The organism is Nocardia sp. NPDC050435 (genome assembly GCF_040655395.1).
Classification (GTDB): Bacteria; Actinomycetota; Actinomycetes; order Mycobacteriales; family Mycobacteriaceae; genus Nocardia.
In genome coordinates, this window is sequence record NZ_JBFAJW010000004.1 from 261,493 (window position 1) to 274,436 (window position 12,944).

Below are 12,944 nucleotides of genomic sequence, written 5' to 3' on the forward strand. Positions count from 1 at the left end.
CCAGGCTATGGGGCGCCCTGGCCTGCGGCTTCTCCGAAATTGCGGCGATTCACCGCGAATCGCGCGGCGCGGGGCGGCGATCGGAGAGCCCGTGCATGAAGACATAGCAGCCGGGGATGTGCGGCGCGCCGCCGGCGAACTTCGCCTGATATTCGGAGGGACTCACCCCGACCAGCTGGCGGAACTTGCTGCTGAAGGAACCCAGGCTGCTGTAGCCGACCATCATGCAGACCTCGGTCACCGTCAGGTTCGTCGCGCGCAGCAGGTCCTGGGCCCGCTCGATCCGGCGTTCGGCCAGGTACACCGCCGGTGTCCGGCCGTAGACCGCGGCGAACGCGCGCAGGAAGTGGAACTTGGAAATCCCTGCGGCAGAGGCCAATTCGTCCAGGTCGAGCGGTTCGGCGTAGTTCCGGTCGGCCAGATCCCGCGCGCGCCGCAGATGCGGCAGCAGGTAGAGCGCGGGCAGGCCGGTCATCAGGCGAAAGGCTGCAGTTCGTCGTAGCGCATGGACGCGCGCCCGGCGGTGCGCCAGGCCCGCGCGGTGATGTCCAGGTCCTCGTCGGTGACGAGGTTGCCCATCACCCGGACGGCGGTGCGCTGCAGGTACTTCGACCGCATCACCGGCGGCCCGCCCAGCGGCACCATCCGCGGATGGGTGGCCAGGCCCGCGATCCGCCGCGCCACCGAGAAGGTGCGGCCGTAGCGGGCGCGCAGCAGCTCGGGCCAGATCCGCGTGAGATCGGGCTCGTCCAGCAGTTCGGACAGCATGTGCCCGCCTTCGAGGCCGTAGTCGATGCCCTCGCCGTTGAGCGGATTCACGCAGCCCGCGGCGTCACCGATCAGCACCCAGTTGCGCCCGGCCACATGGGAAACCGCGCCGCCCATCGGCAGCAGCGCCGAAGCCACCGCGCGCAGTTCGCCTTCGAAGCCCCACTCCTGGAAACGCTGCGAGGTGTAGTGCTGGAGCAGGGGTTTGAGCGCGATGTGCGAGGGCCGGGCCTCGGTGGCGAGCGAGCCGACGCCGATGTTCACCTCGCCGTTTCCGAGCGGGAACACCCACCCGTAGCCGGGGACCAGGTTGTTCTCGGCGTCGCGCAGCTCCAGATGCGAGGTGATCCACTGATCGTCGCTGCGCGCGGACTTGATGTAGGCGCGCGCCGCCGTCCCGTAGGCGTACTGCCGGTGCCAGGTGCGGCCCAGCTTCTTGCCGATCGGCGAGCGGACGCCGTCGGCGACGATCAGCGTCCGGCATTCGACCGGGTGGGTCCCGCCGGCCGTCTGCACCGTCACACCGGTGACCCGATCACCCTCGCGGGTGACATCGATCACCTTCGCGCCGTCCAGCATCCGAGCGCCGGATTTCACCGCCGTCTCGCGCAGTTTGTCGTCGAGTTCGGTGCGGGCCACGGCACTTCCGTAGGTCGGGAAGGAGCCGCCGGGCCACGGCAGCAGGGCCTCGCGCCCGAAGCCGGTCATCCGCAGGCCGTGATTGACGGTGTGCGCGCGCACCCAGTCGCCCAGGCCGAGGTGCTCGAGCTCCTTGGTCGCGCGCGGGGTCAGGCCGTCACCGCAGGTCTTGTCCCTGGGGAACACCGCGGAGTCGAGCAGCAGTACCTCGCGCCCGGCGCGCGCCGCCCACGCGGCCGCGGCCGACCCGGCCGGGCCCGCGCCGACAACCAGTACTTCGGTCCGGTTGGGCAGCACGCCCGCGGGACTGACATCCGGTGAACCCATGCGCTCAATACTTGCAGGACGCTCCGGTTCGAGTCGAGGCGGTGTGCCCGTGAACACCGGCGATCCGGCGCGGCCCAACCGCGTTGTGAGCGCCCGATATGGAAGGCTGGGCGGTGCACCACATAGTGACGGTGTTCATGGGCCGCGTGGCTGGGACACGCTAGGTTCTTACCGTGGGGTCGGACGCATCGCTGGGAGAAGAAATGAGCACATCGGCTGTGGATGAGCAGAATACGGTGGTGGCCGGGGTCGACCTCGGCGATCTCGAGCTCGCTGGCACTGTGCGCAACGGCCTGGAGCAGGTCGAGAAACTCCTGATCGACGAGCTGTCCGACGGCGAGGATTTCCTGCAGGAAGCGGCGCTGCACCTGGCCAAGGCCGGCGGCAAGCGCTTCCGCCCGCTGTTCACCATCCTGACCGGCCAGCTCGGCCCCAATCCCACCGACCCGGCCCTGATCACCGCGGGCACCGTCGTCGAACTGGTGCACCTGGCCACCCTCTACCACGACGACGTGATGGACGAGGCCCCGATGCGCCGCGGCGCCCCGAGCGTTAATTCCCGCTGGGGCAACAGCATCGCCATCCTGGCCGGCGATTACCTCTTCGCGCACGCCTCCCGCCTGACCTCCACCCTGGGGCCGGACGCGGTGCGCATCATCGCCGAGACCTTCGCCGAACTGGTCACCGGCCAGATGCGGGAAACCATGGGCGCGCGCGAATCCCAGGATCCGATCGAGCACTACCTGCGGGTGGTCTGGGAGAAGACGGGCTCGCTGATCGCCGCGTCCGGCCGCTTCGGCGGCACCTTCTCCGGCGCCGACACCGCCCACGTGGAGCGCCTGGCCCGGCTCGGCGACGCCGTCGGCACCGCCTTCCAGATCTCCGACGACATCATCGATATCTCCTCGGCCGCCGAGCAGTCCGGCAAGACGCCCGGCACCGACCTGCGCGAGGGCGTGCACACCCTGCCGGTGCTGTACGCGCTGCGCGACGAGGGCGCCGACGGCGACCGCCTGCGCAAGCTGCTCGCGCGGCCGCTGCAGACCGACGCCGAGGTCGAGGAGGCCCTGGAACTGCTGGGCCGTTCCCCCGGCATGGCGCGGGCCAAGGAGAAGCTGCAGAGCTACGCCGATATCGCCTACGCGGAACTGTCCGCGCTGCCCGCCGGCCCCGCCAACGACGCCCTCGAGCGGCTGGTCCGCTACACCATCGAGCGGGTCGGCTGAGCTGGAACTTGCCCGGCCGCTGCCGCGTTTGAACTGCGTAGGGCAGGTAACCGAACCGGGGGAGTGGCGAGGAGCTCAATGCACGGGCACGGGTACGCGAACGGCTTGAAGACCTTCGGGCTGATGGTGGGTCTGTCGGCGCTGATCGTGTTCGCCGGGGCCGTGTTCCGCAACCCGACGATCTTGATCCTGTCCATCGTGATCGCCGTCGGGATGAACGCCTACGCCTATTTCAACAGCGACAAGCTGGCCCTGAAGGCCATGCACGCCCAGCCCGTGAGCGAGCTCGAAGCCCCGGTCATCTATCGCATCGTGCGCGAGCTCGCGACCCTCGCGCGCCAGCCCATGCCCCGGCTCTACATCTCGCCCACCAACGCGCCCAACGCCTTCGCCACCGGGCGCAATCCGCGGCACGCGGCGGTCTGCTGCACCAGCGGCATCCTGCAGATCCTGGACGAACGCGAGCTGCGCGCGGTGCTCGGGCACGAGCTGTCGCACGTCTACAACCGCGACATCCTGATCTCCTCGATCGCGGGCGCGCTCGCCGCCGTCATCTCCGGCCTGGCCAACCTCGCCTACTTCGCGTCGATGTTCGGCAACCGCGACAACGGCGGCGGGCCGAATCTGCTCGGTGTGCTTTTGATCTCAATTCTCGGCCCGATCGCGGCGACCCTGGTGAAGCTCGCCGTCTCCCGCTCGCGGGAGTTCCAGGCCGATCAGTCCGGCGCCGAATTGACCGGTGACCCACTCGCGCTGGCCTCCGCGCTGCGCAAGCTGGAGCGCGGCGTCCAGGCCGCCCCCCTGCCCCCGGAGCCGCAGCTCACCACCCAGTCGCACCTGATGATCGCCAACCCGTTCCGCGCCGGCGAGCGGGCCGCCCGCTGGTTCTCCACGCACCCGCCGATGGCCGAGCGCATCGCCCGCCTGGAGGAGCTGGCGGGCGGCCCGGGAGATCGTTGAAATCCCGAGCCGCCCAGCACTTTTCGGGGCTATCGGTAATTGACGAACTGCAGGGCGATGCCGAAATCCTCGCCCTTCAGCAGCGCGATGACGGCCTGCAGGTCGTCGCGCTTCTTGCTGCTGACTCGTAGTTCCTCGCCCTGGATCTGCGCCTTGATCCCCTTGGGGCCTTCGTCCCGGATCTTCTTGGAGATCTTCTTGGCGTGCTCGGTGTCGATGCCCTGCACCAGGGTGCCGGTGATCTTGTAGGTCTTGCCGGAGGCCTGCGGTTCGCCGGCGTCGAACGCCTTGAGCGAGATGTCGCGGCGGATCAGCTTCTCCTTGAAGACGTCGAGCGCGGCCTGGACCCGCTCCTCGGCCTCGGCGGTCAGCACGATCTTGTCCTCGCCGGACCATTCGATGGTGGCGCCGGTGCCGCGGAAGTCGTAGCGGGTGTTCAGCTCCTTCTCCGCCTGATGCAGGGCGTTGTCGACCTCCTGCCGGTCGACCTTGCTGACGACATCGAAAGACGAATCGGCCACACTGCGCTCCTGTTCCTGGCTGATCTGCACGAGCGACCCGCGAGCAGTCGCTGGCGGTCACTTCCGGACATCGTTAGTTCTACCCGGAAGCACGACGGTAGTGGATGGATGCCGGGGAGATAGCACGCCACGGCGGTGCTAAACCTGCGTTGTGCAGCCGGTTTGCATTCGGGGTGCGGGTTCGATGTATTCTTTGCACCGCGCCTAGCGTGATGGCAGATTGCCCGAGCGGCCAATGGGAGCAGACTGTAAATCTGTCGGTGAAAGCCTACGTAGGTTCGAATCCTACATCTGCCACCGAAAGCCCCCGTCGATCATGATGATCGGCGGGGGCTTCTTGGTTCTCCGGGCGCGCCTGCTCGCGCCATCGGCCGACATCCGCCCCGAAAATGCCTCTGACCTCACGATTTGGAGGTGCGACCGGGGAGTGTGTAATCTCGTTCAAGACTTCGCCGCGCCGAGTCGCTCAGTGAGACCCGGAGCGGATGTAGTCATGCCCCCTTAGCTCAGTCGGCAGAGCGTTTCCATGGTAAGGAAAAGGTCAACGGTTCGATTCCGTTAGGGGGCTCGCCGGATTGCCGGTGGTGGCCGATTTCGGCATCGCTATAATGTCCCACGGTGGTGGGCTTGGGTGCGGCACCAATGGCAATGCGCCCCGTGGCGGTGTAGCTCAGTCGGTAGAGCAAACGACTCATAATCGTTGTGTCGCCGGTTCAAGTCCGGCCATCGCTACCATTAACCACTGCTAGGTTGACGCGAAAGAAGGAATGTCGTGGCCGCGAAGTCCACCGATGTCCGGCCAAAGATCACCTTGGCCTGCGAAGAGTGCAAGCATCGTAACTACATCACCAAGAAGAACCGGCGCAACGACCCGGATCGCTTGGAGATCAAGAAGTACTGCCCGAACTGCAACACCCACCGGGCGCACCGCGAATCCCGCTGAGTCCGGGACGACATAAAGCTAGAGCTGCTCGAGGCCGGACGAGAGTCCGGCCTTAGCGCTATCCAGGGCAGAAACGATATACGGACACAGCCGCCAATCGCGGTCACGCCGGATCCCCTGCAAGCCGGCGTGATTGCTCCGCCGACTCCGGGCTGCGGGGTCAGATAGGTACAGTCCTCCCGTGACAATCAACACCACCGAAACCGACGAAGCGGTCCCGGGCAGCGTCGAGGAGTTCGACGCCGCCGCACACGCGGCGGCCATGGTCGGTCATCACTACCGCGTCGACGACTACTACGAGGTCGGCCGCGAGAAGGTGCGCGAATACGCGCGCGCGGTACAGGATTACCACCCGGTGCACTGGGAGGAGGACGCGGCGCACGAGTACGGCTACGACGGCCTGGTCGCTCCGCTCACCTTCATCTCCCTCGTCGGGATTCTGGCGCAGCGCAAGCTGTTCGAGACGATCGTCACCGGCTACGACCTGAGCCAGATCATGCAGACCGATCAGATCCTGGAATTCCACCGGCCCATCCGGGTGGGCGACCAGTTGACCTGTGACGTCTACCTGCACTCGTTCCGGCAGGCCTTCGGCGGCGACATCATCGTCACCAAGAACATCGTCACCGACCAGCACGACGAGCTGGTGCTCACCACCTACACCACCCTGATCGGCCGCAGCGGCGGCGACATCGACCCGAATCTGCAGGGCGCGGTGCGCGGCGTGCTGATGCACGGCGTCGGCGACGGCGAGCAGCCCGACCACCGCCCGCGTTCGCTCGCGGTCGACGGTCGCGTCGCCCCGGTCAAGACGCCCCACATCGAGCCCAGCCGGCACGCGCTGCGCTTCGAGGACATCGCGGCGGGCGACGAACTGCCGGCCCGCACCGTCCGCCTCACCCGCGGCGATCTGGTCAACTACGCCGGCGTCTCCGGCGACGCGAACCCGATCCACTGGAGCGACGAGGTGGTCAAGCTCGTCGGCCTGGACAACGTGGTCGCGCACGGCATGCTCACCATGGGCCTGGGCGGCGGTTTCGTCACCAGCTGGCTCGGTGATCCGGGTGCGGTCAAGGAATACAACGTGCGCTTCACCAGCCCTGTCTTCGTCGGCGCCGACGAGGCCGCCGAGGTGGAGTACACCGGCAAGGTGAAGTCCGTCGATCCGGAGACCCGCACCGCCGTGGTCGCGATGGTCGCGAAGTCGGCCGGGCGCAAGATCTTCGGGCGCGCGACGGCCACGGTTCAGCTGTCCTGATCGGGGCGCGATGACCCCGGATTGGTAATTGGCGCGCTCGGTGTCGTAGACTCGTGCTCCGGGGTCATCAGCCGCTGCGCGCTGCTCTCGAGCAGCGCGCGTGTTGTGTGGCCGTCAGCAAGATATAACTGAAGACGACAAGCCGGTGGGATTCGGTAACAAGGTCCGACCAAAGGGGCGTAGCTCAATTGGCAGAGCAGCGGTCTCCAAAACCGCAGGTTGCAGGTTCAAGTCCTGTCGCCCCTGCACAGTAGCCAGCGACGAGAGAGGATCGACGTGGTCGACGAGCGGGACACTCGCCACGGCGCTGCCGACGATGGCGATGACACCGCCGCGGTGGCTCGGCCGAGCGGTAAGCGTTCCGCGCGCCGTCGCGGATCCTCTGCGGCAGATACCGGTTCGATCGCCACGATCGATCGGCCGTCGCTGAAGAAGGCAGACAAAACTGCCGGCAAGGCCAAGGGCGAGAGGCGGGGTAACCCGTTCAAGCGCCTGATCAAGTTCCTGCGTGAGGTCATCGCGGAACTGCGCAAGGTGATCTGGCCCAACCGGAAGCAGATGATCACCTACACCTCCGTCGTGCTGGTGTTCGTGATTTTCATGGTGGCGTTCATCAGCGGGTTGGACCTGGCGTTCATCAAGGGTGTCAACTGGCTGTTCGGCTAGCCTGGAACTTCGGTGCCAGCGCCGCGACGCCGCAGCCGGCCCCAGTGACCGCGCGTGCCGGGTCGCTTCGGAGGTCCGGCCGAATATCCGGTAGCCAGATGATGTACGTGACGACACAGGAAGTGAGTGCCCAGTGAGCACCCCGGAGAACGACACAAACGACGAGTTCCCGGTCGACGAGACGGTGGAAGCCGCCGAGACCGCCGGGGAAGCCGCTGCTGTCGACGAAGCCGAGGCTGCTCCGGCCGCGCCGATCGACGCCGAGCCGGCCGATCCGGTCGCCGAGATGACGGCCGCGCTGCGCCGCGCTCCGGGTGATTGGTACGTCATCCACTCCTACGCCGGTTACGAGAACAAGGTGAAGGCCAACCTCGAGACCCGCGTGCAGAACCTCGACCTCGAGGAGTACATCTTCCAGGTCGAGGTGCCGACCGAAGAGGTCACCGAGATCAAGAACGGCCAGCGCAAGCACGTCAACCGCAAGGTGCTGCCCGGCTACATCCTGGTCCGCATGGAGCTGAACGACGAGTCCTGGGGCGCGGTCCGCAACACCCCCGGTGTCACCGGTTTCGTCGGCGCCACCTCGCGCCCGTCCCCGCTGACCATCGCCGAAGTGGTGAAGTTCCTGGTCCCGGCCGCGCAGCAGCAGAAGAAGCCCGCCGCCGCGGAAGCCGGCGCCGCCGCGTCGACCGGTGCCGGAGATGTGGCCCCGAAGCCCGCCATCGAGGTCGATTTCGAGGTCGGCGAATCGGTCACCGTCATGGACGGCCCGTTCGCGACGCTGCCCGCCAGCATCTCCGAGGTCAACGCCGAACAGCAGAAGCTCAAGGTGCTGGTCTCCATCTTCGGCCGTGAGACTCCGGTCGAGCTGGCGTTCACGCAGGTCGCCAAGATCTAGCCGATGGGGCCGCAAGGCCCCATCGTCGTATGACGGACCCGCTCGCTGGTCGAGGTCGCGGTCCCGGTAAGGTACATGGGTTCGTGCGTGAATCCAGGTAAAACGTTCCTGGCTTCGCCGCGCCCGCCTAAGGCTTACGGCAACCGTAAGGAACCGAAACCAAGGAAGAAAGATGCCCCCCAAGAAGAAGAAGCTCGCCGGGCTCATCAAGCTGCAGATCGAGGCCGGCAAGGCCAACCCGGCTCCGCCGGTCGGTCCGGCGCTCGGTCAGCACGGCGTCAACATCATGGAGTTCTGCAAGGCGTACAACGCCGCCACGCAGGCCCAGGTCGGCAACGTCATCCCGGTCGAGATCTCGGTCTACGAAGACCGTTCGTTCGACTTCAAGCTGAAGACCCCGCCCGCCGCCCGGCTGCTGCTCAAGGCCGCCGGTGTGCAGAAGGGTTCGGCCGAGCCGCACAAGACCAAGGTCGCCAAGATCACCATGGACCAGGTCCGGGAGATCGCCAAGACCAAGCAGGAAGACCTGAACGCCAACGACATCGAGCAGGCCGCGAAGATCATCGCCGGCACCGCGCGCTCGATGGGCATCACCATCGAAGGCTGACCATCTCGAGCGACTCGCAAGCAGTCGCCTCGGAGGTCTTCCAGCACCTCGAGTGGGAGGGCCGGCCAGGCCCGTACACCACTTCTGAACACTAAGGACAGAGAATCATGGCAAAACGAAGCAAGGCGTATCTCGCCGCGGCCGAGAAGGTCGATCGCGACAAGCTGTACTCCCCGCTGGCCGCCGCGCGGCTGGCCAAGGAGACCGCCACCACCAAGACCGACGCGACCGTCGAGGTCGCCGTGCGTCTCGGTGTGGATCCCCGCAAGGCCGACCAGATGGTCCGCGGCACCGTCAACCTGCCGCACGGCACCGGTAAGACCGCCCGCGTCATCGTGTTCGCGGTCGGCGACAAGGCCGCCGAGGCCGAGGCCGCCGGTGCGGACGCCGTCGGCGCCGAGGACCTGATCGAGCGGATCCAGGGCGGCTGGCTGGACTTCGACGCCGCGATCGCCACCCCGGATCAGATGGCCAAGGTCGGCCGTATCGCGCGTGTCCTGGGCCCGCGCGGCCTGATGCCGAACCCGAAGACGGGCACCGTCACCCCCGATGTGACCAAGGCCGTCAACGACATCAAGGGCGGCAAGATCAACTTCCGCGTCGACAAGCAGGCCAACCTGCACTTCGTCATCGGCAAGGCGTCCTTCGACGATGCCAAGCTGGTGGAGAACTACGGCGCCGCGCTGGAGGAGATCCTGCGTGTGAAGCCGTCGACCGCCAAGGGTCGCTACGTCAAGAAGATCACGGTTTCGACGAACACCGGACCGGGCATCCCGGTGGACCCGAACCGCACCCGCAACCTCCTCGACGAGGATGTCGCGTAAGTAGCACCCGGCTCAACGCCCGAAGGGCGGGAACGCAACTCGCGTTCCCGCCCTTCGCCGTTTCCGGACTAAATCGGCGCGGGCCGCAGTTGGCCTGGAGGTGACGGTTGTTCTGCTGATCTCCGGAAGCACCCGCGCGGCGTCGACGAACACCGCCGCGCTGCGCACGGTGGCCGCGCTCGCACCGGCGGGGATCGAAACCACCTGGTACGACGGGCTCGCGCAGCTGCCCGCCTTCGACCCGGATGACGACGGTTCCGGGCATCCATCGGTTGTCGCACTGCGGGAACGGATTTCGGAGGCGGACGCGGTGCTGCTGTGCACGCCCGAGTACGCGGGCACGCTGCCGGGCAGCTTCAAGAATCTGCTGGATTGGACGGTCGGCAATGCCGACCTGCACGAGAAGCCCACGGCCTGGATCAATGTCGCGTTCACCGGCCGTGGTGACGGCGCCCTGGCGACCCTGGCCACCGTGCTCGGCTACGTCGGCGCGGCCGTCGACCGGGCGAACTGCCCGCGATTGACGGTGCTGCGCGAGGACATCGGCCCCGACGGGCTCGTCGGCGCCGCGGCATTCCGGGAGGGCGCGGTTCAGGTGCTGCGCGGACTGGCCGCACAGGCGGTGCGGACCCCGGCCTGAGCGCGGGCCGGGGTCTGCTCGTACGACGGCCTACGCCGTTCGTAATCCGGCGGTCAGGCCGGATCGTCGGCGGACTTGCGCCAGCCCAGTAGTACGGAATCGCCTTCCTGCACACCCCACGGCAGGAAGATCGCGACGATCACCGCGCAGACGACCACCGCGCCCGCGGCGACCAGGGACGCGGCGTGCGAGCCCTGTAGTGCGGCGGATTTCATTGCGGTGATGAGGTTTTCGCGTTGTCCCTCCAGGAAGGACGGGAGCTGCTGCTTGCGGATCTCCAGCACGCTGAGCGGGCTGGCCTGCACCAGGCTTTTCTGGTCGTCGGTCATCAGGGTGCTGGGCACCTTGGCGACCAGCGGTTCGACGCGCGTCGTGTAGTAGGAGGCGACGATCGAGCCCAGCACGGCCACGCCGAGGGTGCCGCCGATCTCGCGGGTGGTGTCGTTGACCGCAGAGCCCGCGCCCGCCTCGTCCAAAGGCAGTGCGCCCATGATGGATTCGGTGGCGGGCCCCTGCACGATGGCCAGGCCCAGCGCCATGGAGACCATCGAGGGCAGCACGTCGGTGAGATAGCTGCTGTCCACGGTGACCTGGCCGCCCAGGTAGAGGCCGAGCCCGGTGAGCAGCAGGCCGAACGTGATGACCGGCGTGGTGCCCAGGCGCTGCGCGAGCAGCGTGGCGACCGGCGCGCCGACCGCCACCGAGAACGCGAACGGCAGTGAGGCGATGCCGAATTCGAGCGGGGTGTACTCCCGCACGCCCTGGAAGTACTGGGTGATCAGGAACAGGAAGCCGAACATCGAGAAGTAGCCGACGGCGATCGAGAGCGCGGGCAGGGAGAAGCGCCGGTTGCGGAACAGGCGCATGTCGAGAATCGGTGCGGGCGTGCGCAATTCCCAGGCGATGAAGGCCGCCGACAGCGCGACGCCGAGGGCGGCGGTGCCCAGGGTGGTGAGCGAGAGCCAGCCGTTGTGCGGCGCCTCGATGATCGACCACACCACCAGCGTGATGCCCGCGATGGACAGCGCGATCCCCGGCAGGTCGAGCCGGCCGGCGTGCGCCGAGCGCGATTCCGGCACCCAGAACCAGGTGGCGGCCACGGCGATCAGCGCCACCGGCACATTGATCCAGAACACCGAGTGCCAGGAGAAGTGCTCGAGCAGCCAGCCGCCGGAGATCGGCCCGATGGCGATCGCGAAGCCGGCCATTGCGGTCCAGGCGGCGATGGCCAGCGCGCGTTCGCGGCGGTCGGTGAAGATATTGATGATCAACGCCAGGGTGGCGGGGAAGACCGCCGCCGCGAAGACGCCCATGGCGGCGCGCGAGGCGATGACCGCGCCCATGGTGCTCGACAGCGCGCCCGCGACGGACATGGCGGCGACGCCGAGCAGGCCGAGCATCATCATGCGTTTGCGGCCGTAGCGGTCGCCGAGATTGCCGAAGGCCAGCAGCAGGCCGGCGAAGGTCAGGGTGAACGCGTCGACGACCCATTGCAGGCCGCTGACGCCGGTGCGCAGTTCGACGCCGATGGACGGCAGGGCCACGTTGACGATGGTGTTGTCGAGGACGACCAGCAGTTCGGCCAGGCAGATGACCGCCAGGGCGAGGTAGCGCTGAATCGGCCGGTCCAGCAGCGGTGGTGGATCGACTATGGAGGTTGCCATAGTTCAGCAGCTAAGCAGTAAGTGTCACCGGAAGTAACACTTGTACGGCGCGACGTCGGCCACATCCTGGCCACGAATGTGATACGCGACACAACAATGGCGGCTCCAGGCGGCCGCGAATGGACCCCGTTTTGGCAGATGGCGGAGGGTGCCTGTACCGTAGGAGCAAGTAATCGACTTGTTCGATAACTACCCAATCCGTTCTACCGAAGACCGTTGGTCGCTGTGCCCGTCAGGGTGCGGTCGAAGGTCCGGCATCATCGCCGGCGGCCCACGCAGGGAGAGCCGAGGTTCGGGAAACTGATTCGGTCGAACGAATCCCTATGTTTCTTGTGCGCCCCGGAACGCTCTGCGTCCGGGGCGTTTGCTTTCGCCAGACCCTGGAATTCGGAAGTTCGCGAATACGAACCGACCATCCAGAGAGGAGGCGAAGTATGGCAAAAACCGAGAAGGTCACCGCGGTCGCGGAGATCACGGAGCAGTTCAAGAGCTCGACGGCGACTGTCGTCACGGAATACCGTGGCCTGTCCGTCGGCAAGCTCACCGAGCTGCGTCGTGCGCTGGGCGAGAACGCCACTTACTCCGTCGCCAAGAACACCCTGGTCAAGCGCGCTGCCGCCGAGGCTGGCGTCGAAGGCCTGGATGACTTGTTCGTCGGTCCGACCGCGATCACCTTCATCACGGGTGAGCCGGTCGACGCCGCGAAGGCGCTGAAGGCTTTCGCCAAGGACAACAAGGCGCTGATCATCAAGGGCGGGTACATGGACGGCGTCGCGCTGTCCGTGCCCGAAGTTGAGCGGATCGCCGATCTCGAGTCCCGCGAGGTGCTGCTGGCCAAGCTGGCCGGCGCCATGAAGGCCAACCTGTCGAAGGCTGCCGCCACGTTCGCCGCTCCGGCGACGAAGATGGCTCGCCTGCTCGTGGCCCTGGAGGAGAAGCAGCGCGCCGGTGGTGCCGCCGCCGACGCTCCGGCCGCCGACGCCGAATAAGTCACCCCCATAAA

14 protein-coding genes and 4 tRNA genes are annotated in these 12,944 nt (G+C 67.0%); 14 read left to right on the forward strand and 4 right to left on the reverse strand.

Annotated elements, in window-relative coordinates:
• Positions 1-49: 49 nt before the first annotated feature.
• Complete coding sequence (locus AB0I43_RS13855; protein ID WP_356973560.1) at positions 50-475, reverse strand: AraC family transcriptional regulator; 426 nt, start codon at positions 473-475, stop codon at positions 50-52.
• Positions 475-1,734 (reverse strand): geranylgeranyl reductase family protein, encoded by a 1,260-nt coding sequence (locus AB0I43_RS13860; RefSeq protein ID WP_356973559.1) that lies wholly within the window; start codon positions 1,732-1,734, stop codon positions 475-477. Before AB0I43_RS13860 ends, AB0I43_RS13855 begins: the two co-directional genes overlap by 1 nt.
• A gap of 203 nt (positions 1,735-1,937) precedes the next feature.
• On the opposite strand from AB0I43_RS13860, the gene AB0I43_RS13865 reads away from it, so the two are divergent.
• Positions 1,938-2,960, forward strand: a complete 1,023-nt coding sequence (locus AB0I43_RS13865; RefSeq protein WP_356973558.1) for a polyprenyl synthetase family protein — start codon at positions 1,938-1,940, stop codon at positions 2,958-2,960.
• Between the two features lie 78 nt (positions 2,961-3,038).
• Complete coding sequence (htpX, locus tag AB0I43_RS13870; protein ID WP_356973557.1) at positions 3,039-3,920, forward strand: zinc metalloprotease HtpX; 882 nt, start codon at positions 3,039-3,041, stop codon at positions 3,918-3,920.
• 29 nt (positions 3,921-3,949) lie between these two features.
• On the opposite strand, the gene AB0I43_RS13875 is transcribed toward htpX, so the two are convergent.
• The gene (locus AB0I43_RS13875) at positions 3,950-4,441 is read right to left on the reverse strand and encodes a YajQ family cyclic di-GMP-binding protein (protein ID WP_356973556.1); all 492 of its coding nucleotides are present in this window, start codon (positions 4,439-4,441) and stop codon (positions 3,950-3,952) included.
• 214 nt (positions 4,442-4,655) lie between these two features.
• Here AB0I43_RS13875 and AB0I43_RS13880 point away from each other — a divergent pair.
• From AB0I43_RS13880 to AB0I43_RS13930, 11 genes are all read left to right on the forward strand, one after another.
• A tRNA-Tyr gene (locus tag AB0I43_RS13880) sits at positions 4,656-4,738 on the forward strand.
• A 198-nt stretch (positions 4,739-4,936) separates the two neighbouring features.
• A tRNA-Thr gene (locus AB0I43_RS13885) sits at positions 4,937-5,009 on the forward strand.
• Positions 5,010-5,100: 91 nt separating this feature from the next.
• Positions 5,101-5,176, forward strand: a tRNA-Met gene (locus AB0I43_RS13890).
• A gap of 37 nt (positions 5,177-5,213) precedes the next feature.
• Positions 5,214-5,384, forward strand: a complete 171-nt coding sequence (gene rpmG / locus AB0I43_RS13895; protein ID WP_356973555.1) for a 50S ribosomal protein L33 — start codon at positions 5,214-5,216, stop codon at positions 5,382-5,384.
• A 181-nt stretch (positions 5,385-5,565) separates the two neighbouring features.
• Positions 5,566-6,642: a fused (3R)-hydroxyacyl-ACP dehydratase subunits HadA/HadB gene (locus AB0I43_RS13900; RefSeq protein WP_356973554.1), complete on the forward strand. Its 1,077-nt coding sequence runs from the start codon at positions 5,566-5,568 to the stop codon at positions 6,640-6,642.
• Positions 6,643-6,815: 173 nt separating this feature from the next.
• Positions 6,816-6,888: transfer RNA gene (locus AB0I43_RS13905), tRNA-Trp, on the forward strand.
• 30 nt (positions 6,889-6,918) lie between these two features.
• Positions 6,919-7,308 (forward strand): preprotein translocase subunit SecE, encoded by a 390-nt coding sequence (gene secE, locus AB0I43_RS13910; RefSeq protein ID WP_356973553.1) that lies wholly within the window; start codon positions 6,919-6,921, stop codon positions 7,306-7,308.
• Positions 7,309-7,441: 133 nt separating this feature from the next.
• Complete coding sequence (nusG, locus tag AB0I43_RS13915; protein WP_356973552.1) at positions 7,442-8,206, forward strand: transcription termination/antitermination protein NusG; 765 nt, start codon at positions 7,442-7,444, stop codon at positions 8,204-8,206.
• Positions 8,207-8,378: 172 nt separating this feature from the next.
• Positions 8,379-8,813: a 50S ribosomal protein L11 gene (gene rplK, locus AB0I43_RS13920; protein ID WP_356973551.1), complete on the forward strand. Its 435-nt coding sequence runs from the start codon at positions 8,379-8,381 to the stop codon at positions 8,811-8,813.
• A gap of 107 nt (positions 8,814-8,920) precedes the next feature.
• On the forward strand, positions 8,921-9,637 hold the full coding sequence (gene rplA, locus AB0I43_RS13925; protein WP_356973550.1) for a 50S ribosomal protein L1: 717 nt from the start codon (positions 8,921-8,923) through the stop codon (positions 9,635-9,637).
• A 100-nt stretch (positions 9,638-9,737) separates the two neighbouring features.
• Positions 9,738-10,277, forward strand: a complete 540-nt coding sequence (locus AB0I43_RS13930; RefSeq protein ID WP_356973549.1) for an NADPH-dependent FMN reductase — start codon at positions 9,738-9,740, stop codon at positions 10,275-10,277.
• Positions 10,278-10,330: 53 nt separating this feature from the next.
• Here the strand turns inward: AB0I43_RS13930 and AB0I43_RS13935 are convergent, their stop codons facing one another.
• Positions 10,331-11,941 carry an MFS transporter gene (locus AB0I43_RS13935; protein ID WP_356973548.1) on the reverse strand — a complete coding sequence of 537 codons (1,611 nt, stop codon included), beginning with the start codon at positions 11,939-11,941 and terminating at the stop codon, positions 10,331-10,333.
• 434 nt (positions 11,942-12,375) lie between these two features.
• Between AB0I43_RS13935 and rplJ the strand changes: the two genes are divergently transcribed.
• Positions 12,376-12,930, forward strand: coding sequence for a 50S ribosomal protein L10 (rplJ, locus tag AB0I43_RS13940; protein WP_356973547.1), 555 nt, complete (start codon positions 12,376-12,378; stop codon positions 12,928-12,930).
• Positions 12,931-12,944: the final 14 nt, after the last annotated feature.